The sequence below is a fragment of the Rhizobium sp. AB2/73 genome, from assembly GCF_020871915.1.
Taxonomy (GTDB): Bacteria; Pseudomonadota; Alphaproteobacteria; order Rhizobiales; family Rhizobiaceae; genus Rhizobium; species Rhizobium dioscoreae.
Map to the genome: position 1 here is coordinate 257,378 of NZ_CP067074.1, position 26,680 is coordinate 284,057.

Consider the following 26,680-nt stretch of genomic DNA (forward strand, 5'->3'; position numbering starts at 1 on the left):
GCAGTTCACTAGCGTTGAGGTCCAATAGCCCAAGTTCATCACTTTGCAGCTCTCCCGTTCGACGAAATAGAGGTTCGGGAGTGGCCAAAATATACTTCCTCGGTCGGAAACTACAGCGCCTAGGCAGGTTAGAAACTTGCGGACGTGTGCTTTCATGCTAATGAAAGCAGAGGATGCGCATTGGGAAGGATTGTGGAGCCGTGGCGGAGGTTGAGTGTCTACCGCTTGTATCGTTCTCTTGAATGCCACTTGAATGCTCCCGTTATTGTTTAAGGTCTAGGCTGTGACGGCTGGCTTCTTGGAAGCGACCGCAGAAATTCGATCGAAAACGATCTTCGGAATTTTCAGCGTCTCCTTGGACATCAGATGAGTGATCCCGGTAACTCCTGGAACGAAAACGCCGTGCCCCGCAAGACGCCTGGACTGCTCGTGCGCCCTGCGGATGCGTTCTTCGCTAGGCTGCCCCGGCCTGATGGCGATGACGGTCAGTCCTACCGCCGGCGAAGTCGATCCGGAGCGAAAGTCGGGAACGTCCAGTGACCAGTTTCCTCCCGAAAGGCCCGCCGAAAGCATCTCCACAAGGAGTGCTACATTGCCTCCCTTTCGTCCGCCGAACGGTAGAAGCGCTCCGGAGAGAGCCTTCGTGGCGTCCGTAGTGGCGTTGCCATCGGCGTCCACGGCCCAGCCCTCCGGAATGGGCTGTCCTTCCTCCGCGGCTCTGACGACGTTCACGAACGCTGTGGCGCTCGATGCCTGGTCGATGATCATAGGGGGGCTGTCGGGGCCGAGAGGAAATCCGAATGCCAGAGGGTTTGTGCTATAGACAGCCGGATCTCCGGGCTTCGAGACCACCATTGCATTCGCATTCGTCACGGCAAGCCCGACGAGATTGCGAAACGCGAGAATTCGGACATAGTAGCCCAGCTCACCAGCAGTGTAGCTGTTCGTCTGGGTGAAGATGGCAATTCCGTTGGTATCTGCGGCCTCTACGAGGTCATTCACCGCAAGATCGAACCCGAGCTGCGCAATTCCGCGGTCGGCGTCGGAAACAAGAGACGAGGGGAGAGCGCGTGTCAGCCGCGGTTCCGGACGTCCGTTGATCCGGCCTTCGATGAACGCGTTCAGATAGTCCACAAGGTGTGGAAAGCCCAACGTCGGCGGGCCAAAGAGAGCAGCCGACAAGGTAGCGTCGACAAGAGAACGGGCGGACACGGCGTCGGCACCAGCGCCCAGGCACGCGTCGGTCGCCAGTTGTCTCGCTTCCGCCAGAGGCAATTCCACTTCTTCAGTCATTATCATCTCCCGTTTGAATCCTCAATATTTGTTGGACGTCGAACACCCGCTCGGTTGTCGCGATAGTCGCCATGACGAACTCCCGTTGGGTCGAAGGCTCCGAGGTGGGGTCAATGCACAGGGTAGGCGCTCACGATACCTCTCCGGGCGTGGCGGACGGCAAGCCAGACGCACGCGACTAGGGCAGGAATGCATATGGCCAGCAGCAGCTTCGCGGCGTGCATCTCGACGCCGACCTCGGTCAGGCTTTCGAGTGCGATCTTCGCGAGACTGACCGCGTAGTAACTGATCGCTATGACCGAGAAACCTTCGACTGCCTGCTGGATGTGGACCTGCACGCGAGCCCGCCGCTCCATCGACCGCAATAGCTCGGCGTTCTGCTCCTCCACCTGTACCTGGACTGTGGTGCGGAGAAGGTCGCTTGCCATCGCCACCCTTTGCGTAACTTCTTTCAATCGACGTTCGGACGTCTGGATAAAGCGGACGGATGGCTGGAAGCGCCGCTCGATGAAGGTGGAGATCCGTTGGCGGTGCTCCACACGACCCTCCCGCAACTCCTGCAGCCTGCTCGCTAGGATCTCCGCATAAGCCCTCCTAGCTCCGCTTCGCTGGCGAGCCGCGACAGAGCGAGACAGAATATCCGAGGCGAGATGCGTCACTTCCGACAAGAGTCGCTTCTCCACGCTGCCGGCTTGCTGCAGATGCTGGTTCAGGCTTGCCAGGCGCCGGTCGTATTCGGGCAGTGCCGTCACAGTCTACTGCGCGACAGGTAGCGCGAGAAGGGCCATCATCCTGGAGGTTTCTATTTCGAGCAGACGTCTCACCATACGTCCCGCCCGGTAGGCATTGAGGTTACGATTGAACAAATAGAGTCCAACGAAACCATCCTCGTTTAATCGAAAGGTGGAGTGCACTTCGGCATCCCCGCCGCCAACCAGGGACGCTACGAAGTCAGCCTCGCTTACAAAAGATGGTGGCGCTGCTCCATCGCGCGCGGTCACGACCACCACCGCGACAAGTCGACCGGGAACACGATCCAACACTTGACGAAACCGCGGAGGAACGCTCAGGCCTGCCTCAGGAGTGATTGGTTCGGCGTAGGTGAGGGACACGAACTCGGCGTGCCGCTCCCATTTCAGCCGACCCGGCCCCAAATCGGGCGTTCCGTTTCTTTCATCGCCATCGAGCGACGCGTCGTCCATGTCGAAAAGATCGGTCACGGACGACGGAGTATCGAGGTCAGGCATGATGGCAGCATGCCACACGTTGGTCTTTCCGTCGAAGTACAGCGGCGGTCGAGCATGCAGCTCCCTGTGAAGAGCTCTTCGCGCCGGATGCTCTATCCCAATAGACATGCCGCACCCTACTGCCGTACCAGCTTGATGGCGTTCTCGCGACTTTCGTTGTGGTGGGAGTTCACCATCGCGTTGGCGAGTTGCCGAAAGCTCACGGTTCCGACGGGCTGGGAAGCGGCGCCGACGACCGTGACATCGCCGTCCGGCAGCGAGGCCAGGGTTCTCAATCCTTCCTCGATGGTGGTGTCCGCCGGGATGGTGATACCGCTCGCGACGGAGCCCGCCTTCAGCGGGCCCATGACCGCTGAGACCTGTACGACCCTGCCTCGATTGACCTCCTTGACAAAGTTCGACACGTAGTCGTCCGCAGGACGCAGGACGATATCCTGGCTTGTACCCTGCTGGATGACTTCGCCGTCCCTCAGGATGGCGATCTGGTCTCCAAGGCGCAGGGCCTCGTCGAGGTCGTGCGTGATGAATACGATCGTCTTCTTGATCTCCTTCTGGATGTCCAGGAGGACGGTCTGCATGTCGGTGCGGATCAGCGGATCAAGCGCGGAGTAGGCCTCGTCCATGAGAAGGACCGGCGCGTCGTTGGACAGCGCTCTGGCAAGTCCCACGCGCTGCTGCATCCCGCCGGACAACTGGTTGGGATACTTGTCCTCGAAGCCCTTGAGGCCCACTCTCTCGATCCACCTCATCGCTGTTTCAACGGCCCTCGATCGGTCCACGCCCTGAACCTCGAGCCCGAACATCGTGTTGTCCAGCACCTTGCGGTGAGGGAGAAGCGCGAACTTCTGAAAGACCATCGCGGTCTGATGGCGGCGGAATTGGCGGAGCTCGTCCTGGTTCATCTTGACCACGTCGACGCCGTCGACGAGGACTTCTCCCGCCGTCGGGTCGATGAGCCTGTTGATATGCCGGATCAGCGTGGACTTGCCCGAGCCCGACAGACCCATGATCACCTGGATGCAACCCGACGGAATCTCGATATTGATGTCGCGCAAACCAAGGACATGGCCGTGCTGGTTGTTGAGGTCCGTCTTGCTCATGCCTTTTTGAACGGCGTCGATATAGTTGGACCCGTTCGCGCCGAAAATCTTGTAGAGGTTGCGGATCTTGATGCCGCCGAAATGAACGTTAGCCATGGACGGTCTCCCGGTAGGTCTGAAGTCTCTTGCCGTAAGCCTGGCTGACGCGGTCGAACATGATGGCGATGCCCACGATCGCCAGTCCGTTGAAGATTCCAAGCGTGAAATATTGGTTGGCGATCGCCTGAAGAACTGGTTGCCCCAGACCCTGCACGCCGATCATGGATGCGATGACGACCATGGCCAGCGCCATCATGATGGTCTGGTTGATGCCAGCCATGATGGTCGGAAGCGCCAGCGGGAGCTGAACCTTGAACAGCTTTTGTCTGGCGCTGGTACCAAATGCGTCAGCCGCTTCGAGGACGTCCTTGTCGACCAGCCGAATGCCGAGATCGGTCAGCCTGATCATGGGCGGAACGGCATAGATGACCACGGCGATCAGACCAGGAACACGTCCGATACCAAGAAGCATGACGACCGGGATGAGATAGACGAAGCTCGGCATGGTCTGCATGACGTCGAGCATGGGGCTGACGATCCTTTGAAGCCGATCCGATCGGGACATCAGGATTCCGATGGGTAGACCGATTGCTATCGACAGCACGGTACAGACGAAGATCATGGAGATCGTCCGCATCGTGTCCTGCCACATGTCGAAGTAGCCGATAAGGATCAGCGTCACAAGACAGCCCAGGACAATCTTGATACTTTTGCTCGCGTACCAGGCGATGATCAGTATCAGAGCGATAATGATCGGCCAGGGCGTCTGCGTCATGAACCGCTCGGCCGCGATGAGGAATGTCTGAAGAGGCTTGAAGAGACTTTCGATACCCTCGCCATAGAGCCGAGTAAATGCTCTGAAGTTCTCGTCGATCGTCTTCTTCAGGGCGCGCAACGTATCGTCGTTCATATGCGGAAATTTGTAAAACCAGTCCATTCGGATCCCCTTAGTTAAAAGAAGCCGTCGCATAGTTTCTTATTTTTATAGCGTGACGCCCGGAGCGCCTCGGCTCATATATGCCAGCAGGCTGGCGAATTTCAGTCCTTGAAGGCGCGACGACTACAAGAGTCCTCTCCGGCCATCTCCGGCCTTTGCTCACCGCTCTGCGGGCAGGTCCTCTTTTTCATAGTCGCGTTCCCGTTTCTTCATTGTCGCGGTGGTTGACCACCTGCATTGTTCGATAGTTCGAGCGATCGCCTGCGTCTTTTGCAAGGCAGCCTTAATTCCCTGGTCAACGGCCTCTACGAAACCGCCGGACTGCATCGCCTCAAGTCCGGCGGCAGTCACGCCTTTGTAGTCCACGAAGTCACGGACCGTGAGCTCCGGGTGGACAGGCTTCTCCCGCAGCAGTCCTCCAGCGCCCACCAGCATGCCGTTCACGGCGCGCATCGCGACGTTTTCGTTGAGGCCGTGCGACAGTGCGCTCCTGTACATCGCGACAGCAAGAAGAGCGGGATAGGCCGGACCTGTTCCGGTGAGGCCGGTGAGAAAATCGATGTCCGCCTCGCGTGTGAGCACGTCCTGGGTGCCGCACGCATCGAATATCGCCCTGACAAGATCGCGGTCATCCTCGGACGTGGAGGACGACGCAAACCATGGGGTGTAGGAGAGCCCGACCGCGGCGGCCGCGTTCGGCAACGCGCGGACCACCCGCTGTGTGCGATGCCGTCCCGATAGAAGTTCGGAGGACACGCCCGCCATAACGGAAATCAGAAGCTTCCCTTCTACGTCCACATCCACGAGGTGGGAATCTTCTGGACGGACGGAAAGAAGCACAACCTCGGCAAGTCGCGCCAGCTCGCGGTTGTCGGGAGTATGTCGGATGTCATCAGGAGAGGCCGGTCTGTGGCTACGGGAGGATATGACAATTTCGGACGCCCCGATCACGCCGGAGTAAATCAAGGATTTGGCGATGGCGCTTCCGAGCCATCCGGCGCCTCCAATGATACCAATCTTGTACGACCCGCTTGCCATAGAGTGTCAGCCCGGTTTAAAATTGTGACGCGCGAAGAAGCGGTCAAGTTCGCGTTGCTCCGGGACCTGCCCGGTGTAGATTGCAATGTATTCAGGTATTCGCTTCATTCTGACGGAAATGTCTTCCTGGGACTGCATCGAGATGTAGCCGATCTGGACGAGGTAGGTGGTTCTGGCGCGGACGTCGGCTGGAACGGGTTCCAATCCAAACCGCATGAACATTCTCGACAATGCTTCCACACGTGCCTGATCGGCCTGTCTGACCTCGTCGAGTATTTCCGACGACTGCAGGGCCCAGCTCCGAACGGCGAACTCGAACTGTGAATCGAAAAGATCTCGGTTGAGCCAGCAGTCGAAGACGTTGAGCATCGCTTCGGCAAGAGACTCGGCATAGGCCTCCGTCTGCTTCACCAAGTTCCCGGTATTCTTGTCTCTCCACTTCTGAACCAAAGCATCAAGCAGCTCCTCCCGGTCCTTGAAAAACCAGTAGAAACTCGTTCTGGAAAGCTTCAGTTTCTTGGCCAGCGGCAAGATTTTCACGGAATCGACGCCGGATTCGATCAGAGAGGAGTAGGCTGCCTCAAGCCACCCTTCCGGGGATCCGCGCCATCCGCTGTCGTTTTCCATCACAGTCTGGTCCATGACCAATCTCCTAACAAATCAAATGCTGGCAAACAAGCGAAATGTACAAGAATGTCAAAATTTAAGACGATCATGTTTTCTAGATTGACACATATGTACATTCTCGACTAGCGTCCTCCCGTTCTTTCTAAACCGGAGCACGACGTATGTCGAACGATCCTCTTCTTCAGCCTTTTCAGCTCAAGCACCTCACCCTGCGCAATCGCATCATGGTCACGTCCCACGAGCCGGCATATCCGGAAGACGGCCTACCCAAGGAGCGGTATCGTGCCTACACCGTCGAGCGTGCCAAAGGCGGCATAGCGCTGACGATGACTGCCGGATCGGCGGCCGTATCGAAGGACAGTCCTCCTGTGTTCAACAACCTTCTGGCCTACAAGGACGAGATCGTTCCGTGGGTGAAGGAGATGACGGACGCGGTGCATGAACAGGGCTCCGCCATAATGATCCAGCTTACCCATCTCGGGCGACGCACGCGCTGGGACAAGGGCGACTGGCTACCTGTCGTATCGCCGTCTCACAAGCGTGAACCTTCTCACCGTGCATTCCCGAAGAAGATGGAAGACTGGGATATCGAGCGGATCATCAAGGACTTCGCCGACGCCGCGGAACGCATGAAGGCCGGCGGCATGGATGGCGTCGAGCTCATGTCCTACGGCCACCTGGTGGACCAGTTCGTCTCGCCTCTGACGAACGAACTCGACGGTCCCTATGGCGGCTCGCTTGAAAACCGCATGCGGTTCACGTTCGACGTGTTCAAAGCCATGCGTGAAAGAGTGGGCGACGAGTTTATTCTCGGCATTCGCTACACCGCCGACGAATGTCTCCCCGGCGGTACCGACGGCGAGGAAGGGATCGAGATTTCGAAGCGCCTTCGTGACAGCGGCCTTGTCGACTACCTCAACGTCGTTCGCGGCCACATCGACACGGACCCAGGTCTCACTGATCTGATCCCGATCCAGGGCATGGCGAACTCTCCGCATCTCGATTTCGCAGGAGAAGTGCGCGCTGCGACGAAGTTCCCGACCTTCCATGCCGCGAAGATTCCAGACGTGGCGACCGCGAGACATGCCATAGCCTCCGGGAAGGTCGACATGGTCGGAATGACCCGTGCGCACATGGCCGACCCGCATGTCGTTCGCAAGATCATGGAAAGACGCGAAGAAGACATTCGGCCCTGCGTGGGGGCCAACTACTGTCTCGACCGCATCTACCAGGGTGGCATGGCGTTCTGTATCCACAACGCGGCGACGGGTCGCGAGGAAACCATGCCTCACGCCATCCCAAAGGCGGACGTACGCAGAAAGATCGTGATTGTCGGAGCGGGGCCGTCCGGGCTCGAGGCAGCCCGAGTCTCCGCCGAGCGCGGCCACGACGTGGTGGTCTTCGAAGCTGCGAGCGACGCAGGCGGCCAAATCCGTCTGACTGCTCAGAGCGAGCGGCGCCGGGAGATGATCAGCATCATCGAGTGGCGCATGTCACAGTGCGAGAAGCTGGGCGTTACCTTCCATTTCAACACCTGGGCGGAGGCAGACACCATCGCCGCGGAAAACCCGGACGTCGTTATCATCGCCACTGGCGGACTCCCACATACGGAGGTGCTGACCCAAGGCAACGAGCTCGTGGTGTCTTCCTGGGATATTATCTCGGGAGACGTGAAGCCCGGCACCAACGTTCTCATCTTCGACGACGCCGGCGACCACGCTGGGCTGCAGGCGGCGGAAATCATTGCGAAGACTGGCGCCAAGGTCGAGGTGATGACGCCTGATCGGTCTTTCGCGCCTGAAGTGATGGCGATGAACCTCGTTCCGTACATGCGATCGCTTCAGAAGCTCGACGTGACCTTCACGGTCACGTTCAGATTGGAATCGGCCATGAAGAATGGAAACCAGATCGTTGCACGGGTGGGAAGCGACTATGGCGGCGTCCAGAAGGAACGTATCGTGGACCAGATCGTGGTCAACCACGGTACCGTGCCCTTGGACGAACTCTATTTCGAGCTGAAGCCCATGTCGAAGAACCACGGGGAGATTTCGCATGGCGAGCTTCTCGGTGGAAAGCCCCAAAGCGTCGTCCGCAACGAGGGGGGAAGTTTCCAGCTCTTCCGCATCGGGGACGCTGTGGCAGCAAGAAACACTCATGCTGCGATCTACGACGCCCTTCGTCTTGCGAAGGATCTTTGAAGCCGATCCTTCAGCACGCCGCTGTTGAATCCTTGGGAGGCTGGCATGGAAGTCAGAAACGAAGACCTGGAGCGTTTTGTATTGGCGGCATCGGTTGCGTACAGTCGGCACGTCTGTGACGCAAAGGCTAGGGAGTCGTTGCGTCGGATCTTTGCGATGCTGACGAAGCCCGATCCTGCCGGCCTGAGGCCGGGCGCGCGGCTGCCGGTCTGCCGCCACTTGCCAGAAGCGGCGGCTGGGGCGCGCGCAGACCCTGTGCTTTCCAATATGCTTGACTGCTTCATGACTCTTGAACCTCTGCTGACCTGGACGACCCGGACGAAGCACGACGGGAGCGCCGGTCCGAACTTCGCGGAGGGTCACGCGAACGCGATGGTATTGGGGCCAGGCGGACTGGAAGAGCGCAAGGATCTTTGGATCGGCACCACCCTCATGGCGCCGAACATCAGGTATCCTGACCATTTCCACGCTCCGGAGGAAACATACCTAGTCCTGTCGGAGGGCGAGTTCCGTCAGGGAGATGGGGAATGGTTTTCACCGGGAGTGGGCGGGTCCTTCTACAACCCGCCCAACATCAAACACGCCATGCGGTCGCAAGGCAAACCGCTGCTGGCTTTCTGGGCGCTTCTCGTCTGACGCCGACACAATAGGGGAAATGCATGAGAGTTCTTGTCCCAGTAAAGCGTGTGGTGGACTACAACGTGAAGATCCGCGTCAAGGCGGATGGCTCCGGCGTTGAACTTGCCAACGTGAAAATGTCGATGAACCCGTTCGATGAAATTTCGGTCGAGGAAGCCCTCCGCCTGAAAGAAGCGGGCAAAGCGGAAGAAGTGGTCGTCGTTTCCATCGGCCCGGCGAAGGCAGAAGAAACGTTGCGCACTGCTCTTGCCATGGGTGCCGACCGCGCCCTCCTCATCGAAACCGATGAACCCGTCGAGCCTCTTGCCGTCACCAAACTGCTGAAGGGCGTCGTCGAGGCAGAAGCGCCCGGCCTCGTCATCGTCGGCAAGCAGGCCATTGATGACGATAGCAACCAGACCGGCCAGATGCTCGCAGCACTTCTCGGCTGGGGCCAGGGAACCTTCGCCTCCAAGGTAGAGCCTTCCGATGGCAAGGTTGCCGTGACCCGCGAAGTGGATGGCGGCCTACAGACGGTCGAACTGAAACTTCCGGCCGTTGTCACCACCGACCTTCGCCTCAACGAGCCGCGCTACGCCTCGCTGCCAAACATCATGAAGGCAAAGAAGAAGCCGCTCGACAAGAAGTTGCCTGCCGATTTCGGCGTCGATATCGCGCCGCGTCTCAAGGTTCTAAAGACCGAAGAGCCTGCCGGTCGCAAGGCTGGCGTCAAGGTTGGTTCCGTTGCCGAGCTGGTGTCCAAGCTCAAGGCTGACGGCATCCTCTAAGGAAAGCGAAAGGGAGATAAATCATGGCCATTCTTCTTTTGGCAGAACACGACAATGCAACCCTTTCCGACCAGACGGCAAAGACGCTGACGGCGGCAACGCAAATCGGTGGTGACGTGCATGTGCTGGTCGCCGGTTCGGGTGCCAAGGCGGCAGCCGATGAAGCGGCGAAGCTCTCCGGCGTATCCAAGGTTCTGCTTGCCGACGACGCATCCTATGCCAACCAGCTGGCCGAGCCGCTGGCTGCTCTGATCGTCTCGCTTGCCGCATCCTATGACGTGATCATCGCGTCTGCGACGGCATCGGCCAAGAACGTGCTGCCGCGTGTGGCGGCTCTTCTCGACGTTGCCCAGGTTTCGGAAATCACCGAAGTCGTATCCGCCGACACCTTCAAGCGTCCGATCTATGCCGGTAACGCCATCCAGACCGTTCAGGCAACTGATGCCAAGAAGGTCATTACCGTGCGCACGGCGTCCTTTGCGCCCGCTCAAGGTGGCGGTTCTGCATCCGTCGAAAATGTTGCGGCCGCTGAAAATCCCGGCGTGTCTTCGTTCGTTTCGGATGCGCTGGCCTCTTCCGACCGCCCGGAACTGACTTCGGCAAAGATCATCATCTCGGGCGGTCGTGCGCTCGGTTCTTCGGAAAAGTTCAAGGAAGTCATTCTGCCGGTTGCCGACAAACTCGGCGCCGCGGTTGGCGCATCGCGCGCTGCCGTCGATGCGGGTTACGCGCCGAATGACTGGCAGGTTGGCCAGACCGGCAAGGTGGTTGCGCCGCAGCTTTATATCGCTGCGGGCATCTCGGGCGCCATCCAGCATCTGGCGGGTATGAAGGACTCGAAGGTCATCGTCGCCATCAACAAGGACGAAGAGGCCCCGATCTTCCAGGTTGCGGATTACGGTCTGGTCGCGGACCTTTTCGAAGCCCTGCCGGAACTGCAGAAGGCGGTATAGGGAGCTGACATGGAAACCGGAACCGTCAATGATGGGGGTCGTATCACCTCGCTACGGGGCCGTGTCTTTGATACGGTCGTCGTCGGTGCTGGTGCGGTGGGGTGCGCAACCGCGCGCGAACTCGCGGGCCGCGGGTTTGAAACCCTTCTGGTCGACCGGGCCGACATCGGTTCCGGCACGTCCTCGCGCTCCAGCCGCATGCTCTATTCGGGAGTGGGATATCTTGCTCCCTCGTTTCCACTCTGGCAGATACCTTTCAGGCCGATAGCCGTCCTCAAGTGCTTCCTCTACGCCCGCAATATCATGCACTGCCGGGCAGAGCTATTGAAGGACATGCCTGGCCGTCTCACCAAGCACAGGTTTCACTACCCTTTCCGTAAGGGCGACAGATATCCTCACTGGCTCGTCGAGTTCGGCTTTCGAATGATGGAAGCGCTTTGCAGCCGCGGGTTCCCGTTGGCCTTCCGGCGCTTGCCGACGGCAACCGCAAGTCGCGAGAGCGATCTCGCCGCGTCGCTCGGTGGACCGCTTTCGAGTGTCGGCGTCTTCGAAGAGTACATGTACGACTGGCCCGAGCGTATCTGCGTCGATACCGCGCTGGACGCCGAGGCTCGAGGCGCCACTATCCTGACCTACGCTAAGGTTGCGGCGATACGGGAGACCGGAGGCAATTGGGAGATTGCTTTGCAGGACCAGGCGCCGGGATCCTCCGCGGAAGTGCGCGTCCTGGCAAGGACGATCGTGAACGCTGCGGGCCCTTGGGTCGACCGTGTATCGGGCGCGCGGTCGGGCGATACAAAACGCGTGATCGGCAAAAAGGGCGTAAACGTGATGGTACGCCTTCCGGACGCTTGGAAAGGGCAGGGGCTTGAGGCGTTTTCCAGCAAGGGGGAGACGTTTTATGTTTTCCCTTGGGGCGACCACCACTTCATCGGGCCGACCGAGCTCGTCGTCGAGGACGATCCGGACGACGTCCGTGTCCTTGGGTCTGAGATCGACTATATTCTGAACGAAGCAAACCTGCTTTTTCCCAATCTTCATCTCACCAGGAATGACGTGCTCCACGCATGGTGCGGGGTTCGACCCATGTCGACGCTGGACGGCGAGACCGTAAGCCTTCCTGTTCGAGCGTTCGAGGATGCCGAACTACCCGGTCTGATAACGGTCACCGGATCCTACATCATGATGCATCGGCATGCCGGCCGTCTTGCCGCTCAGTGCGTCGAGAATAAGCTTGGAAGGCGGGGAGAGCCCCCGAGGGGCATTCTTCCTCGGGGCGTCGACAAGGATATCGCCGCGATCGTTCGCAACGAACATGTCGTGCGCCTCGTTGACCTTATCCGGAGACGCTTGAAAGACGGACTTGATCCAAGCCTCGGTCGCAGCCGTGCCGAAGAAATTTCGGTCATCGCTGCCGAGGCCGCAGGATGGTCGGAAGAACGGCGACTGTTGGAACTTCGGCACTTCGAGGAGGATACCTTGCGCGTCTATCACCAGGTTCGGTCTTTGGAAGAAGGTGTGCCGGGTCGTTCCTCCAGCACTCCAACCGTAATGCAAAGCGACAGTGAGCGGGTTCGCTTATGAGCAATCAGAACCTTCCTGAACGCGAATCGATGGAATTTGATGTTGTCATCGTCGGCGCGGGGCCTGCGGGTCTTTCCGCTGCCATCCGGCTGAAGCAGGTAAACCCTGATCTTTCCGTCGTCGTGCTGGAAAAGGGCGCCGAAGTCGGTGCGCATATTCTGTCTGGCGCGGTTGTCGATCCCATCGGTATCGATCGTCTGCTACCCGGCTGGCGCGAGGAGGAGGGGCATCCCTTCAAGACCGAGGTCAAGGACGACCAGTTCCTGTTTTTGGGACCAGCGGGCTCCATCCGTCTGCCGAATTTCCTCATGCCGCCATTGATGAACAACCACGGCAACTACATCGTCTCGCTCGGGCTGGTCTGTCGATGGCTGGCGGGAAAGGCGGAAGGTCTCGGCGTCGAGATTTATCCCGGTTTTGCCGCCACCGAGATGATTTATAATGACGAAGGTGCGGTGATCGGTGTTGCGACCGGCGACATGGGCATCGAGCGCAATGGTGAGCCGGGTCCGGCCTATACCCGCGGCATGGCGCTGATGGGCAAATATGTGCTGATCGGTGAAGGTGTGCGCGGATCGCTGGCCAAGCAACTCATCAAGAAGTTCGATCTGTCCAGGGACAGCGATGTCCAGAAGTTCGGCATCGGCATCAAGGAACTCTGGCAGGTCAAGCCGGAGAACCACAAGCAGGGTCTCGTCCAGCACTCCTTCGGCTGGCCACTGGGCATGAAGGTGGGCGGCGGTTCGTTCCTCTACCATCTGGAAGATAATCTCGTTGCCGTCGGCTTCGTGGTGCACCTGAACTACAAGAACCCCTATCTTTATCCTTTCGAGGAATTCCAGCGTTTCAAGACGCATCCGGCCATCGAGCCCACTTTTGAGGGCGGAAAACGCCTGTCTTACGGCGCGCGTGCCATTACCGAAGGCGGCTATCAGTCGGTGCCGAAGCTGACATTCCCGGGCGGCGCGCTGATCGGCTGTTCCGCCGGTCTGGTCAACGTGCCGCGCATCAAGGGCAGCCATAATGCCGTGCTTTCCGGCATGCTGGCGGCAGACAGGATTGCCGATGCGCTGGCCGCAGGTCGCGCCAATGACGAAGTGATCGAGATCGAGAACGAATGGCGCGATACCGATATTGGCAAGGACCTGAAGCGCGTTCGCAACGTAAAGCCGCTCTGGTCCAAATTCGGCGCGGCGATTGGCGTCGGTCTCGGCGGTCTCGACATGTGGACCAACCAACTTTTCGGCTTCTCGATTTTCGGCACGCTGAAGCACGGCAAGACGGATGCAGAAAGCCTGGAGCCTGCATCGCAGCACAAACCAATCGCCTACCCCAAGCCTGACGGTGTGCTCACCTTCGACCGCCTGTCCTCTGTCTATCTCTCCTCCACCAACCATGAGGAAGACCAGCCGGTTCATCTTCAGGTAAAGTACATGGAGTTGCAGAAGCGTTCCGAGCATGACGTCTATGCCGGACCTTCTACGCGCTACTGTCCCGCCGAGGTTTATGAGTGGGTGGAGAAAGACGGGGAGCCGACCTTCGTCATCAACGCGCAGAACTGCGTCCACTGCAAGACCTGCGACATCAAGGACCCCAATCAGAACATCAACTGGGTGCCGCCGCAGGGTAGCGAGGGGCCGGTCTATGCGAACATGTAGTATCGAACCAAGGGAAAGCTGAGATGGCGAAGGGATATCTCATTGCACAGCTTACGATGACGGACCCGACGAAGTATTCGGAATACGGAACCGCTGCGACGGAGGTTCTCGAGCGCTTCAGGGGCAGGCTTCTCGTACGGCCGGCAAGTGCCGTGGTCGTCGAGGGCGCTCCTCGGCCTCGCACGACGATCTTCGAGTTCGATAGCTTCAATCGAGCGAAGGCCTTTTGGGAGAGCGACGAGTATGCTCCTGCCAAGAAGCTCCGGGACGACGCGGCCGACGCGGCCTTCATTTTGATCGAAGGCGTGGATTGAAAGCGCCTGGACCACGACGCCCACACACAACGACGAAAAAAGGAGAACATGCAATGGACGTTCGCGCCGCTGTTGCCATTCAGGCAGGCAAGCCGCTTGAGGTCATGACCGTTCAACTCGAAGGCCCGCGCGCCGGCGAAGTGCTGGTTGAGGTCAAGGCGACCGGCATCTGCCATACAGACGATTTCACCCTGTCGGGCGCCGATCCGGAAGGTCTGTTCCCGGCCATTCTCGGTCATGAGGGCGCGGGCGTCGTCGTCGATGTCGGACCGGGCGTCACCTCGGTCAAGAAGGGCGACCATGTCATTCCGCTCTACACGCCGGAATGCCGCGAATGCTATTCCTGCACCTCGCGCAAGACCAATCTGTGCACCTCCATCCGCGCCACACAAGGACAGGGCGTGATGCCGGACGGCACCTCGCGCTTCTCCATCGGCAAGGACAAGATCCATCATTATATGGGTTGCTCGACCTTCTCGAACTATACGGTTCTGCCGGAGATCGCGCTCGCCAAGATCAATCCCGACGCGCCCTTCGACAAGGTCTGCTACATCGGCTGCGGCGTGACGACCGGTATCGGCGCGGTCATCAACACCGCCAAGGTGGAGATCGGCTCGACAGCAATCGTCTTCGGTCTCGGCGGCATTGGCCTCAACGTTCTGCAAGGCCTGCGTCTTGCCGGCGCTGACATGATCATCGGTGTCGATATCAACAATGACCGCAAGGCCTGGGGCGAGAAGTTCGGCATGACCCACTTCGTCAACCCGAAGGAAGTCGGCGAGGATATCGTGCCCTATCTCGTCAACATGACGAAGCGCAACGGCGACCTGATCGGCGGCGCGGATTACACGTTCGATTGCACCGGCAATACCAGGGTCATGCGTCAGGCGCTGGAAGCCTCGCATCGCGGCTGGGGCAAGTCGGTCATCATCGGCGTTGCCGGCGCCGGTCAGGAAATCTCCACGCGTCCGTTCCAGCTCGTCACCGGTCGCAACTGGATGGGCACGGCCTTCGGCGGCGCGCGCGGCCGCACCGATGTGCCGAAGATCGTCGACTGGTACATGGAAGGCAAGATCCAGATCGACCCGATGATTACCCACACCATGCCGCTCGAAGACATCAACAAGGGCTTCGACCTGATGCACAAGGGCGAAAGCATTCGCGGCGTCGTGGTGTACTGAACCATGAAGACCGTCTCCACTGACAAGTCCTTTGGCGGAACCCAAGGCGTCTACTCGCATCAATCGGAGGTCTGCGGATGCGAAATGACGTTCGCGGTCTTCGTTCCACCTCAGGCGTCGAAAGAAAAACTTCCCGTTTTGTGGTACCTTTCCGGTCTCACGTGCACGCATGCCAACGTGATGGACAAGGGAGAGTATCGGCGACTGGCCGCCGAACTCGGCCTGATCATAGTGTGCCCAGACACGAGCCCTAGAGGTGAGGGCGTTCCCGACGAGCCGGACAACTGGCACTTCGGAAAGGGGGCGGGCTTCTATCTCGACGCTACGCAGGCGCCCTTCGCCTCCCACTATCGGATGTACACCTACATCGTCGACGAGCTCCCCAAGCTGATCGAGAGCGAGTTTCCCGCCGACATGTCTCGGCAGGGCATCCTCGGGCATTCGATGGGCGGACACGGCGCCATCACGATAGCCCTGAAGAACCCGGGCCGATATGCGAGCTGCTCCGCTTTCGCACCGATCTCCCATCCGAGCATTTCGAACTGGTCGCGTTCCGCCTTCGAGAAGTATCTTGGAGCGGACCGGGAGAGGTGGCGGGAGTACGACGTCTGCAACTTGATAGAGGACGGTCGGAGAATTCGGGACCTGCTCGTCGATCAGGGCACCAGCGACTCTTTTCTCGAGGAGGGGCTCAGGCCGTTAGATCTAAAGGACGCGTGCAGAGAAGCGGGCATTCCGCTGACCCTCAGAATGCATGATGGCTACGGCCACTCCTACCTGTTCATCTCCACATTTATGGACGATCACCTTCGCTGGCACGCCGAAAGGCTTCGCGACTGAAGAAAGAAGCTTGGCCGAAGCAATTCCGCTCCGGCTCGGGAGGAAAGGAACTACGACATGCCCAGTTTGAATATCCATCCAGTCGTCGATTCAGGGTACCAGGCGACAGAAGCCAGCTTCTCGGGCGGAACGCTGGTGTGCGGATGCAGCACCAAGCCGGTGAAGGTAAAGGTGTCCGGCGACATCGCCCATAATCACGCGTGCGGGTGCACAAAGTGCTGGAAGCCGGAGGGGTCGGCGTTTTCTATCGTAGCCGTTGCTCCGACCGACAAGATCGAAGTGCTCGACAATGGCGAGAAGCTGGAAGTGGTAGACGCGTCCGCGCTCATTCAACGCTACGCCTGCAAGGAATGCGGCGTCCACATGTACGGCCCGGTCGAGCGCGACCATCCGTTCAAGGGACTGGCCTTCATCCACCCCGAGCTTTTCGACGGAAAAGGATGGGCGAAGCCTGGCTTCGCCGCCTTCGTCTCCTCGATCATCGAGAGCGGCTTCGATCCCGCGAAGATGGAGGAGGTCCGTTCGACGCTGAAGCAGGCGGGTCTGGAACCCTATGACTGCCTGTCGCCGGGGCTGATGGATTACATTGCGACCTGGACTGCAAAGAAGAGCGGAGCGCTTGCCACGTAAGTTAACAGAATGGCTGGCGGATGCAGACGCACCGCCAGCCATGACTCTAGATCGATTATGAGACCGCTTTCAGTCGGCGTCGATTGAGTATCTCAGTCATCCTCCCACGGAAAGGTATCAAGGCGCTCCGCGCCCCCAGTCGTGACGAGTGCCTGCGTCTCGAGCTTTATGCTCTCAGAGCCGCTTTCCGCGATCAGACTTTCGACGTTCAGCACCATGCCTTCCTCGATCACCCCTTCAAAGTCGGGATCGAAGTCGGGATGCAGTAGAATGCCAGGCCACTCGTCCGCCATCCCAGTGCCATGAACCGCCAGCGTGTAGCGATAGGGCTGATACCTTTCGGGTATCCGCCAGCTCTTCTCGTTGAATTCGCGGAAGCTCATGCCCGGCCTGATTATCGAGAGGTTATGCTCGATCTGGTCGCGCGCCGCGCCGTAGAGGTTCTTTTGCTTCCCGGTCATCGCCACATGACCGCATGTCCATGATCGGGAAAGGTCGGCACAGTAGCCGTATGGTCCGATCATGTCGGTATCGAAGGAGATCATCTCGCCACGCTGCACGACGTAGTCGGAGCATTCCTGATACCAGGGGTTCGTTCGGACACCCGCCGTCAGTAACTTCGTCTCGAGCCATTCGCCGCCGCTGCGCGCGTTCTCGAAATGGAGTTCGGCCCAGATCTCGCGTTCGGTGCGACCGGGCTCCGAGATCTCGTACATTCTGGCCATTCCCGCCTCGCACACTCGGATGGTCCACCGCATGAGCTCGACCTCCTCGGCGCTCTTGATGGAGCGCGCCCGTTCGGCGAGCTCCTGGCCGTCGAGAAGCGTGAAGCCCCGCCGCTGAAGCTCCGTAGCGGGAGCAGGCTCCAGACGGTCGACCGCGATTCGCCCGATGCCCGAGTGCGAAGAGAGGATCTCCGCTATCTCGTCGGCCCAAGACTTTATTCGGTCCTCGACCAAGTTCCCCGCTGTGAAGAAGAGGAACGACTTCGAGGTGCGTATTTCGTCTATCCCCGGCAGCCCGTCGTTGAGATGCTCGCATCCGTCGAACTCGAACATTATCGCCGGGCCGTCCGCTACGATCAGCGCGTATCTTGAAGGGTTGTGCATCGTCCAGATGCTCATGTTCGAACAGTCGAACGCATACCGTATGTTGACCGGATCGTAGAGGAGCAGGGCGGGACAGTCCCACTCGCGCATCTGCTTGCGCAGTCTGTCTAGACGGTATCGTCTCGCACGATCCAGGGTCGAGGCGGGTATCGCGCTCACCAAAGGGCGATCGGCGCCCTCGGGATTGAGATAGGCCTTCTTGCGTTCGTCCTTGAACACATCGGCGCCGCCGGAACGCGCCGGTTCCAGTTCCTTCAACATCAGAAACTCCAATCTATCGATCTATGACAAGGTCGCTAAGCGGCTTGGAGCAGCACGGCAGGAAGAAACCCGCATCAACCTCGCGCTGGCGGATGCCGCCGTTGTGATTCATCTCGACAGATCCCGACACAAGCTTCGACTTGCAGGTTCCGCAGACGCCGTTCGAGCAGGAGGACGGCAGCCTGACGCTGCCCTTCTTCGCCGCAGCCAGAACGCTCTGTTCCGACGAGATTTCAAGGGTCTTCTTCTGCTTGGAGAACTCGACCTGGTAGATCTTCGCTGCCGGCCCACTTTCGACGATCGTCACCGGCTCGTCGATGACCGCGGCGTCGAAGCTTTCCTCGATGTAGTTTTGCGGAGGTACGCCGAGCTGCCCGCAAATCGAGCGCGCCGAGGACATGAAAGGCGCCGGGCCGCAGCACATAACGACCCGCTCCGATATGTCTGGAACTGCGAGCTTCAAGAATTCCGGCGAGATGCGGCCGGTGACGCCCGGCCAAGACTTCTCCCCGACTGTGCTTTCGGGGAGGAACTGCAGACGCAGGCACTTCATGCGCGTTGCGAGCCCCGAAAGGTCGTGACGGAAGATGATATCTCCTGGCGTCCGCGCAGCATGAAGGAAAACGATGTCGGCAGTCTCGTAGCGGTCGGCCAGGTCTCTCGTGATTGACATGACCGGCGTCACTCCCGATCCGCCGGAAAGCAGCAGAAACTTATTGCCACCGTTCTTCGGTCGCGTGAAGTTTCCGAGCGGCCCCTGACCCTTGACCGACATCCCCGGCGCCATGTTGTCGTGTAGCCAGTTTGAGATTCTGCCGCCGGGAACGCGTTTCACTGTGACGGTGAACGCGTTGCTGCGCTGAGGCGACGAGGAAATGCTGTAGCAGCGCGCCTCTCCCTCAGTGCCGGTAGGGAAGTCGAAAAGGAAATACTGCCCGGCCTCGAACTGGAACCGCTTCCCCTCCGGCGAGGCGAACGTGAAACTTTTGACGTCGTGCGTCTCCTGAGCGACGTCGATGCAGATGAGCGTCTCGTCCGTTTCTGGATCCCAGAACGGACGCGAGCCCGGAGCAAGCTGAACAGAGGTCAGATCAATACCCATGTGCCCGCATCCTATCGATGTACCACGTCGCGAACTTGTCTAGGTTGGTCTCGGAGAATTTCGAGTAGGGGCCTGGCCTATATGCGGGATCGAGGGCACCCGCGTGTGAGCGTGCGACCAGATCGGCGTCCTGGTCCGTGGTGGCGATCCAGACGTCCGTCAGCTTGTCGAGATCGTAGTCCTTGCCCTCGACGGCGTCCTTGTGGACCAGCCACTTTGTCCTGACCAGCGTCTTCCCCGCCGATAGTGGTATCACGATCGCAACCACGGCATGATCTCCCATGAAATGGTTCCAGCTATTATGACCCCACAGATGCATGTCGCCCAAGTCCTTGCGGGTCATGTGCCCCAGGAGCTTCGAGGAGGCGGCGGTGGCGTCGTAGGTCTGGGATTCCCCCGCTCCGGAAATGATCAGGCGCTGGCTCCGGAAGTTCGTCGCGCAGTCGGTCAACCGCTCAACGGCCGCAGAGGAGAACCCGTCAGCTTCCCAAGCCTTGGTACGCTCCTCGTACATGCGGAGATGCTCTTCTGCCTGCTCCCTGTCTTCCGGGCTCAGCGTCTCTGGGTCGAAGCCGAAGTCGAGATCGACGAACGAGACGCAGAGCTCCGGATGGTTCGCGGAGCAGTGGTAGCATTCGCGGTTGTTTTCCATCGTCAGCTTCCAGTTGCCTTCCTCCACGACGTCGGCCTGGTGGGCGATCTTGGCGTTCCGGATGTCGTAGGGCGCCAGACGTTCGGCCATCGTCTCCTCAAGCTTGGCGATATCCTCCGGCGGATTGTCGGACAGGCAGGCGTAGATCAGGCCCCCTATGGACTTGAAGTTCACGGCCTTGAGGCTGTGGCACTCCTTGTCGAAGTCCTTGCCCATGTGCGGTGCGTGCGAAAGCTCGCCTGTAAGCTCGTACGTCCAAGTATGGTACGGACAGACCAGCTTCGATACGATCGTCGTACCGGCGTCGAGAAGGCGCGAGCCGCGATGGCGACAGACGTTGTGAAGCACGCGGATCTCGCCTTCGTCGTCACGCAGCAGAATGAGACTTGTCTTGCCGATATCGACGACGGTCGCATCGCCGGGTTCCGGAACGTCGCATTCAACCCCGATGCAGATCCAGTGGTTGTGGAAGAAGACGTCGATATCGGCTTCGAAGACGTCTTCGCGCGTGTAGAGGCCGGCCGGCAGCGAATGGCCGGGCGTGCGTGATGCAAGAAGAGCGGAAATATCGGATGGCAACCTGTTCAGCATAGTGTTCCCCATTTCTTTGGTAGAGCGAATTTGCTCTTGCTAAACGGGGTGTTCAACGGCATAAAAAATCACGCTCGCATAACGCAGGCTTATGTGAAGGTCATGGGATGTTGTTCCGGAAACGGCTGCCGTCGCTCACGTCGCTGATCATGCTGGAAGCCGTATTGAGGCGAAAAAGCTTCACGGCCGCTGCGGGCGAACTTGGGGTCACGCAGGCAGCAGTCAGCCGCCAGATCGGACTTCTCGAAGAAGAGCTGGGGGAGATGATGTTCGTGCGAAAGCATCGAGCGATCGAGCCCACGCCAGCCTGTATACTGCTCGGCACGACGCTGGCTCAAAGCTTTGCCAACATTTCCGACGTGATCCATTCGATCAAATGCTCCTCGGAGGATGTCGTCACCATCGGAGCGACCGTCGCGCTTTCGTGGTTCTGGCTTCTGCCCAGACTTCCTGATTTCCGAGCGCAGAACCCCGGAATCCAGATCCGCGTCGTATCGCAGGACAGCAAGATCGACCTCGACGAAGGACAGGTGGACGTCGCCATCAGGTTCGGAATACCTCCTTTCAACGACGGCACGGTAATCGCTTCACGGGGAGACACGATCACTCCGGTCTGTTCGCCTGAATACCTAGAGCGACGCGTGCCTGGTTCGTTGAGCATCACCGACGAACTCATTGATACCGAAGCGGAGGAGCGGTCCTGGCTCACCTGGAGCCACTGCATGTCGAGGTTCGGTCTCGACTTTCCGCTCAAGCCTTCGCTGCGGTTCAATCACTACACCGAAACGATATCCGCCGCGCGTGCGGGGCAGGGGGTCGCTCTGGGCTGGGGCGCGTTGGTGCAGACCTTTCTTGACGATGGAAGCTTGGTTGCCGTAGGCAACACGAGTATCGAAGTGGAGGGTAGGTACAATGTTCTCGTGCCGCTTAAAGCTCGCAGGACGATAGCTGTAGACCGTGCCTGTTCGTGGCTGACCTCCGCCCTGCATGGCTGACATGAGGTGGACTGCGCTACTTATTTTTCGTCGGCCGACGCTTCCGGAGTGAGGTCGAAAATAGGCGTCACGACAAGGAGGACATTGGGTGAGTGACGAACCGTTCAGAGGCGACAGCGCAACTCCGCCTCTGCTGGAGGACGAGCTGTCCGCTGCACCTCTTCTGCAAGGCTGGGTACTGGCGGATAACGGGCACGGCTGGATGCACGGCTAGTTTTTTGGTCATCCGGAAATCGAAGAGGGTAGCCATGGCAACACCTCTGTCGTTGTAGCGATCGACGCCGCATCTCCGCCTCGTTGGGCAAGAACCGAAAGTCGCTTGTATCGCCTGGGTGCTTCGTATCCTCCCGCGGAGCGCGAGATCCGTTACTGGGCTCAGAAGCATTCCGGTCTACCTACCGTCGCCGGACGCCCGATCGGTGGAAGCGACGACATCGAGTCCATGCTCGCCAATCTTCGATCAACGGGTCGTATTCGGGCGGCGAAAATCGATCGACTAGAAGGTGCTTATACCGACGAGCGTCACCGTACGGCGACACCGTCGATGTTGTTTCACGACTTTGATCACACGAGCAATTGACGAGCCACTAGCCGGTGCCTAGTCTGCTATAGACGGAAGGAAGGTAAGCGGCAAGCTGAGGCCGTTCAGGCCTCGTAGCTACACGGCATAAGGTTTTGGATTTCGCTGCTAGGCCAGCCATTTGCAATGCGCTCGAGCGTCTGCGTCAGCCAAGCCTGGGGATCGACAGAATTCATCTTTGCAGTCTGCAGCACCGTGGCGATTGTCGCCCATGTCTTGCCGCCGCCGTCGCTGCCGGCAAAGAGACTGTTTTTGCTTGTGATCGTCTAAGGTCTGATCGCTCGCTCGACGATGTTGGAGTCGAGCTCGACACGGCCGTCCGTGAGGAAGCGTTCGAAGACGTCACGACGCTTGATCGAGTACCGTAGAGCTTCGGCGAGTTTGGATTTGCCTGATACTCGCGGCAAAGTCGTCTGCCAGAGAGTGAAGAGGTCACGGACTATCCCCGCCGAGCGGTCTTGTCGGGCAGCGACACCCGCCTCAGGGCTTTGACCACGGACGGTATCCTCTATTTCCCAGAACGTTGCCATTCGCTCGACTGTCTCTGTTGCCAACCTTGGAGCTTGTCGCGACCCGCAATTCATAGAACTTGCGGCGGCTATGTGACTAGCAGCCAGCCAGAATAACGCCGTCGTTGCCGCCGTCCTTGCGGACAAGCTTGCTGTTGGCCCCGTACCCGTCAACCTGCAGAATCCCGCGATAGCCGCTGAGGTGCCGTGCGACGCAATCGGTCGCCCGACTGCCTTCGAAGCGATAGGCCACAATGGGCGGGCCGTTACCTCAGAACGTTCGGTCATCCCTGGCATAGGCCCATAGCCATGCGGTTTTCGCCGACCCGGACCGAGGCGCCAGTGTAGGCAGGGTCGTCTCGTCGGCAAATATTCGTTCCGCCTTCTTGTCCATGGCAGGGTCGAACTTGGGCGGGTTGCCGGGGCACATCTCCCGCGCCACAGCCTCGCCACCCAGCTTGTCGGGCAGCGAAGGCCAATCAACGAGGTCGCCGATTTTCTTGGTCACCGGAGCATCAACACAACGGCCGTGTACGTGAAGGTTGCGGCCTCGCAGCTCGCCGAGGTCGCACTCCCCTTCCGGGAGGCGCTGCATGACCGCCTTTGCCCGATTCCTCGGCGAGAAGGTGGAACGTTACATCGAACTGCGCCACTCACTCAGCTATCATTCCCGCGTCGAAGTTCGCCGTGAAAGGCATCATCTAAGATGCCAGCCATTATCCGGGTGATGAGACAACAGTTCGACAAAATTTGAAGCGGCTTGTTCATATCGGGCCGGCATGGGACAGCATCAATGTAAGAGGCCTTTTGGGGCATGACGGGCAAGCTTGAAGGAAATCTTTGCAGTCGACGAAGGGCCTTTGATCGCCAAGTACGCACAGTCTTCGTTCAGGACGATCACCAAGTCCTTTGCGCACTCGAGAGCCTTTGAAATCTCATCTACATGATCAGGACGGCCTAGAAAAATCGTCAGGGCCATCATCAGAATGCCATCTTTGACGGCCGACCTGGACGCGCTACTTTTGCCATCGGGAAGCGCCTCGAGATCAATAAGGCAGCTCAATATCTGCATCGTTACCAGATCGTAGATTGCAATTTCCGACGGAAATCTTCGCTGGAGCGCAATTGCCTTTTTTGCAAGATCTTTGCCCTCCCTCGTCGGGAACAACGTCCTTATTGTACCCGTTGCGCAAGTGATTGAAACGTCAGCGTGAAGCTTGAAATACACCCTCGTTTCCTTTTCTTTTTAAAGATGTGAAACTCCCGCGGGCTCAGCGATTAACCGCTACGACTGCTCCTATAGCGCCGAGTGGCACAACAAGCATTACCGCGATTGGGATTGACCAACTCTCATAAAGGGCCGCCAGGCACAGAAAAACGAAGACAAGAGATAAGCCGAGCAAGAAGGGTGCTGCATTGCCCGATGCTTTTTCCTGATAGGACTGCCCGGTCCATGCAAAACCAAAGCCTGGCGGAAGCTCACCTGCCAGCCGTTCCATTTCAACCATCGCATCGCCGCTGGTAAATCCAGGGGCAGCGCTCCCGCTGATCTTGACAGCTTGAAGTCCGTTGTAGCCGACAACCTGGGTTGGACCGAGAGCCCACCGGGCTGTAGCGAAGGCCTCAAGAGGGACCATTTCGCCCTTCGAATTGCGAGCATTGAGTTTGCGCAGGCTCGACACGTCCATCCGCTAAGCCGCTTCCGCCTGGACGATGACGCGCTGCATACGGCCAGCATTCGGAAAGTCGCCAATATAACGAGATCCGATTGAGGTCGATAGAACGGTGTTGATCGCATCAAATGTGATGCCATAGGCATTCGCTTTTCGACGGTCGATGTCGAGCACAATCTGTGCGGCTGGTGGCAAGCCTTCGATATAGGGATATTGAAGTACAGGGCTCTGCCATGCCTTCATCAGCAATCCATTGGCCGCCTCAACCAAAGCAGCATTTCCCAGATTGCCGCGGTTCTGGAGGCGGAAGCTGAAACCACTGGCATTGCCAAGGGCTGCTATTGGGGGCGGCGTCAACGTGAAGACCGATCCTTCCGGCAGGCCCGCCAAGGCGCCAAGAGCAGATCCGACAATTGCATCTGAAGAATCCGCGGGACCTCTCTCTGACCAGTCCTTGAAGGTCGCAAAAGAGATCCCAGCGTTCTGTCCATTGCCATCGAATCCGAATCCGAGGATCGTCACGACTTTGTCGACACCGGAACGAATGACGAAAAAGTCGTCTACTTTTCCAAGCAGTGCATCGGTCCGTTCAGTCGTTGCCCCGGCAGGAAGCTGCGTTGCAGCGATAGCATAGGCGGCCTGATTGCCTCCACTGGAATCTTCGCGTGCGGCGAGGAGGGCCAATATGGGAATAGAAAATGAGATTTGGAGCAGTCGACTTGCCATTTTTATGATTCGGATAACACCCTGCGTATCGATACGGGGCCGTTGAAATTGAGGTCCGGACACCCATACGACCTGAACTATAGTTGAGGTCAAGAGGTTTGTTCCCTTAATTTTATGCGAGGAATGATATTGACTGAGGCCGCGCTTGAAGCATGATTGGGCATCGCTTCAATCGGGGATGATTAGGCGCGTTGACACCTAAGCAGATCGACGCAGGGGGCAAGATTGATTCCTCAACGGAAGTCTGACTGCGAAGCGCGGGTTTTTAGGTATTCAGCTCTTGTAGCGACAGATGGCAGAAGGACGCCTGGAGCAACGAGGATCGGAAAACTCAGTTGCTATCATAACACTTGCGCCGGCGCGCAATCTCCAGCGAGGATACACAAAGGCTGCCGTAAAATATTTGCTGAAGCGTCCGGCGTTTGTTAAACCTCATTGAAGGGCAACATCTTCGATGGGTCGCGTTGGATCTCGCAGAAGATTCTCACGCGCCCGATCAAGCCGAACCTGGCGTTGATAAGCGGCGATAGACGACCCGATGAAGCGTCTGAACCCTATTTGCAGAGCTCCAAGCCATTCTATAACAGAAGTGCGGTGGACCACAATTGACGATCCGGAGTGGCCTGATGAGATATCAACCCTCCTAGACGAGATGGTTTCTACCGCAAGAGCTACATTTCGGGTGCCGACCAGGGTCCGTCCACCCTGATGGAATTCGATAGCGCCACCCATGGAAAAGAAAAAAGAGATAGCATCCAAAGGCGCCCGCAAGGTCAGAGTGAATTTGCCGCATGGCATTCTCCTTTGCAAAGCGACGAGAAACTAACTCCCGCTCAAATAAATGGGGCACCCCTGCAACCTCCGTTTGGTCACAGGCTGTCTGGCGATCAGATAGAAGTCGACAGTCGTGCTGTGACGAAACCACTGCTGGGCAATCGGCAAGGAGTCACGAAAATACCAGCTAAAACCGTTGAAAAGCAGTATATGCCTTCGCCTTAATTTCATTAGTGGGTATAATCTGCTTAGTCCTGTTGCCAGAAGCAATAAATGGCGAATGAGTATTACATTGTCCTTGCGGCGTTCGTTGTGGTCGCACGTGAACGCAGCTCCACTCGCGCCGCCGCAAAGCTCGGAATCTCGACGTTGGGCCTAACGGTCCCCGGGCTCGAGGAACGTGTGGAGTTTCGGATTGCTCGCGCGTACGACACGCAGTGGCTCGCCGACCAAGCCCGGAGGACGAAGCACTTCCATACATCGCGGAGGGTCGCCTGATCCGGGTGCTGGATGATTGATGCTCATACTTTCCAGACCATCACCTTTACTGTCCGAGCCGGCGCCATTCGTCACCCGCGCTCGCCCTGTTGATGGACGTCCTTCGCTACCGCGAGCCCGTCGGATCGAAAAAGCGTTAGTCGGGCCGCCCCTCGGAAAATCCCA

21 protein-coding genes and 5 pseudogenes are annotated in these 26,680 nt (G+C 58.6%); 14 read left to right on the plus strand and 12 right to left on the minus strand.

Annotated features, from left to right (window positions below; translation table 11 throughout):
- Positions 1-276: 276 nt before the first annotated feature.
- The 6 genes and pseudogenes from I8E17_RS32220 to I8E17_RS32245 form a co-directional block, all read right to left on the minus strand.
- Positions 277-1,293: an Ldh family oxidoreductase gene (locus I8E17_RS32220; RefSeq protein WP_209160337.1), complete on the minus strand. Its 1,017-nt coding sequence runs from the start codon at positions 1,291-1,293 to the stop codon at positions 277-279.
- A gap of 110 nt (positions 1,294-1,403) precedes the next feature.
- Positions 1,404-2,648, minus strand: a pseudogene (locus I8E17_RS32225) (DUF3422 domain-containing protein).
- A gap of 8 nt (positions 2,649-2,656) precedes the next feature.
- A complete protein-coding gene (locus I8E17_RS32230; protein ID WP_209160339.1) occupies positions 2,657-3,736 on the minus strand; it encodes a glycine betaine/L-proline ABC transporter ATP-binding protein in 1,080 nt (359 codons plus the stop codon).
- A complete protein-coding gene (locus I8E17_RS32235) occupies positions 3,729-4,616 on the minus strand; it encodes a proline/glycine betaine ABC transporter permease (protein WP_209160341.1) in 888 nt (295 codons plus the stop codon). The genes I8E17_RS32230 and I8E17_RS32235 overlap by 8 nt, the downstream gene beginning before the upstream one ends.
- 159 nt (positions 4,617-4,775) lie before the next feature.
- On the minus strand, positions 4,776-5,654 hold the full coding sequence (locus tag I8E17_RS32240) for a pyrroline-5-carboxylate reductase dimerization domain-containing protein (protein WP_209160343.1): 879 nt from the start codon (positions 5,652-5,654) through the stop codon (positions 4,776-4,778).
- A 6-nt stretch (positions 5,655-5,660) separates the two neighbouring features.
- Positions 5,661-6,296 carry a TetR/AcrR family transcriptional regulator gene (locus I8E17_RS32245; RefSeq protein ID WP_209160345.1) on the minus strand — a complete coding sequence of 212 codons (636 nt, stop codon included), beginning with the start codon at positions 6,294-6,296 and terminating at the stop codon, positions 5,661-5,663.
- A gap of 146 nt (positions 6,297-6,442) precedes the next feature.
- Between I8E17_RS32245 and I8E17_RS32250 the strand changes: the two genes are divergently transcribed.
- From I8E17_RS32250 to gfa, 10 genes are read left to right on the plus strand one after another with little or no spacing between them, the layout of a single operon-like run.
- On the plus strand, positions 6,443-8,479 hold the full coding sequence (locus I8E17_RS32250) for an NADH:flavin oxidoreductase (protein WP_209160347.1): 2,037 nt from the start codon (positions 6,443-6,445) through the stop codon (positions 8,477-8,479).
- A gap of 45 nt (positions 8,480-8,524) precedes the next feature.
- Positions 8,525-9,115 carry a dimethylsulfoniopropionate lyase gene (locus I8E17_RS32255; protein ID WP_209160349.1) on the plus strand — a complete coding sequence of 197 codons (591 nt, stop codon included), beginning with the start codon at positions 8,525-8,527 and terminating at the stop codon, positions 9,113-9,115.
- 23 nt (positions 9,116-9,138) lie between these two features.
- Positions 9,139-9,885, plus strand: a complete 747-nt coding sequence (locus I8E17_RS32260) for an electron transfer flavoprotein subunit beta/FixA family protein (RefSeq protein ID WP_209160351.1) — start codon at positions 9,139-9,141, stop codon at positions 9,883-9,885.
- A 23-nt stretch (positions 9,886-9,908) separates the two neighbouring features.
- Positions 9,909-10,838, plus strand: a complete 930-nt coding sequence (locus I8E17_RS32265; RefSeq protein WP_209160353.1) for an electron transfer flavoprotein subunit alpha/FixB family protein — start codon at positions 9,909-9,911, stop codon at positions 10,836-10,838.
- A 9-nt stretch (positions 10,839-10,847) separates the two neighbouring features.
- Complete coding sequence (locus I8E17_RS32270; protein ID WP_209160355.1) at positions 10,848-12,422, plus strand: FAD-dependent oxidoreductase; 1,575 nt, start codon at positions 10,848-10,850, stop codon at positions 12,420-12,422.
- Positions 12,419-14,080: an electron transfer flavoprotein-ubiquinone oxidoreductase gene (locus I8E17_RS32275; RefSeq protein WP_209160357.1), complete on the plus strand. Its 1,662-nt coding sequence runs from the start codon at positions 12,419-12,421 to the stop codon at positions 14,078-14,080. Before I8E17_RS32270 ends, I8E17_RS32275 begins: the two co-directional genes overlap by 4 nt.
- 23 nt (positions 14,081-14,103) lie before the next feature.
- Positions 14,104-14,394, plus strand: coding sequence for a DUF1330 domain-containing protein (locus I8E17_RS32280; protein ID WP_209160359.1), 291 nt, complete (start codon positions 14,104-14,106; stop codon positions 14,392-14,394).
- 53 nt (positions 14,395-14,447) lie between these two features.
- A complete protein-coding gene (locus tag I8E17_RS32285; RefSeq protein WP_209160361.1) occupies positions 14,448-15,575 on the plus strand; it encodes an S-(hydroxymethyl)glutathione dehydrogenase/class III alcohol dehydrogenase in 1,128 nt (375 codons plus the stop codon).
- Positions 15,576-15,578: 3 nt separating this feature from the next.
- Positions 15,579-16,415: an S-formylglutathione hydrolase gene (gene fghA, locus I8E17_RS32290; protein ID WP_209160363.1), complete on the plus strand. Its 837-nt coding sequence runs from the start codon at positions 15,579-15,581 to the stop codon at positions 16,413-16,415.
- A 57-nt stretch (positions 16,416-16,472) separates the two neighbouring features.
- A complete protein-coding gene (gfa, locus tag I8E17_RS32295; protein WP_209160365.1) occupies positions 16,473-17,045 on the plus strand; it encodes an S-(hydroxymethyl)glutathione synthase in 573 nt (190 codons plus the stop codon).
- 92 nt (positions 17,046-17,137) lie between these two features.
- On the opposite strand, the gene I8E17_RS32300 is transcribed toward gfa, so the two are convergent.
- The 3 genes from I8E17_RS32300 to I8E17_RS32310 are packed head-to-tail and all read right to left on the minus strand — an operon-like array spanning position 17,138 to position 20,760.
- Complete coding sequence (locus I8E17_RS32300) at positions 17,138-18,418, minus strand: Xaa-Pro peptidase family protein (protein WP_209160453.1); 1,281 nt, start codon at positions 18,416-18,418, stop codon at positions 17,138-17,140.
- Positions 18,419-18,428: 10 nt separating this feature from the next.
- Entirely contained in the window at positions 18,429-19,517 is a 1,089-nt protein-coding gene (locus tag I8E17_RS32305) for a hybrid-cluster NAD(P)-dependent oxidoreductase (protein WP_209160367.1), read from the minus strand.
- Positions 19,507-20,760, minus strand: coding sequence for an aromatic ring-hydroxylating dioxygenase subunit alpha (locus tag I8E17_RS32310; RefSeq protein WP_209160370.1), 1,254 nt, complete (start codon positions 20,758-20,760; stop codon positions 19,507-19,509). Before I8E17_RS32310 ends, I8E17_RS32305 begins: the two co-directional genes overlap by 11 nt.
- Before the next feature lie 107 nt (positions 20,761-20,867).
- Between I8E17_RS32310 and I8E17_RS32315 the strand changes: the two genes are divergently transcribed.
- Positions 20,868-21,755, plus strand: a complete 888-nt coding sequence (locus tag I8E17_RS32315; protein ID WP_209160372.1) for a LysR substrate-binding domain-containing protein — start codon at positions 20,868-20,870, stop codon at positions 21,753-21,755.
- Between the two features lie 645 nt (positions 21,756-22,400).
- Here the strand turns inward: I8E17_RS32315 and I8E17_RS32325 are convergent.
- A pseudogene (locus I8E17_RS32325) lies at positions 22,401-23,238 on the minus strand (IS66 family transposase); the annotation flags it as partial.
- Positions 23,239-23,322: 84 nt separating this feature from the next.
- Here I8E17_RS32325 and I8E17_RS32330 point away from each other — a divergent pair.
- The gene (locus I8E17_RS32330; RefSeq protein WP_229002327.1) at positions 23,323-23,535 is read left to right on the plus strand and encodes a hypothetical protein; all 213 of its coding nucleotides are present in this window, start codon (positions 23,323-23,325) and stop codon (positions 23,533-23,535) included.
- A gap of 99 nt (positions 23,536-23,634) precedes the next feature.
- Here I8E17_RS32330 and I8E17_RS32335 read toward each other — a convergent pair whose 3' ends face one another.
- Positions 23,635-24,072, minus strand: coding sequence for a hypothetical protein (locus I8E17_RS32335; RefSeq protein WP_209160374.1), 438 nt, complete (start codon positions 24,070-24,072; stop codon positions 23,635-23,637).
- 43 nt (positions 24,073-24,115) lie between these two features.
- A pseudogene (locus I8E17_RS32340) lies at positions 24,116-25,243 on the minus strand (efflux RND transporter permease subunit).
- Between the two features lie 1,047 nt (positions 25,244-26,290).
- Here I8E17_RS32340 and I8E17_RS32345 point away from each other — a divergent pair.
- A pseudogene (locus I8E17_RS32345) lies at positions 26,291-26,483 on the plus strand (LysR family transcriptional regulator); the annotation flags it as partial.
- Positions 26,473-26,655, plus strand: a pseudogene (locus I8E17_RS32350) (LysR family transcriptional regulator); the annotation flags it as partial. The pseudogenes I8E17_RS32345 and I8E17_RS32350, both read left to right, overlap by 11 nt.
- Positions 26,656-26,680 lie beyond the last annotated feature (25 nt).